Here is a 502-nt window from a genome sequence, read left to right as displayed (position 1 = left end):
CGATAAACTTGAACGGAATTATACCAGTATGGTGGCACTCGCATTCATCATTGTCTGGTTGCCGATGTGGGTTGATTGAATAATGACTTTAAAACATCAACAGCCCCTAGTTAACACTAACGTATTCTATAGATAAATGATGTATATATACTCTAAAAATATCCTGATAAAACAACTAAATAACGCTGCCAGGAACAAGCGGTCAAAATCAAAAATTTAAAACACGAAGAGATAACCCAACGGTGTGGTTCATACAGAGAATTTAAGGAAGGATGATATTAATTAAAATACTCACTAACAGACACCTGATGTAGCACACCAAGCGTCTGTTCTAAAACAAGCCAAAATGCAAACCTATTCTAGAGTTAGGTACTTAATTATTAGCTATTAAGCGATAACTTTAGCAACAACACCAGCACCTACTGTACGGCCACCTTCACGGATAGCGAAGCGCAGACCCTGGTCCATCGCGATTGGTGCAATCAGGGTAACTTTCATCTGA

The 502-nt window shown here is 38.6% G+C and carries 1 protein-coding gene; it reads right to left on the bottom strand.

The window, feature by feature from the left end; translation table 11 throughout:
* Window positions 1-387: 387 nt before the first annotated feature.
* A partial coding sequence (locus tag SLS51_RS23265; protein WP_500690691.1) for an EF-Tu C-terminal domain-related protein occupies window positions 388-502 on the bottom strand: 115 nt, incomplete at its 5' end.

This window comes from Photorhabdus africana (assembly GCF_035181445.1).
Taxonomy (GTDB): Bacteria; Pseudomonadota; Gammaproteobacteria; order Enterobacterales; family Enterobacteriaceae; genus Photorhabdus; species Photorhabdus laumondii.
This window is presented reverse-complemented; position numbering and strand designations above follow the sequence as displayed.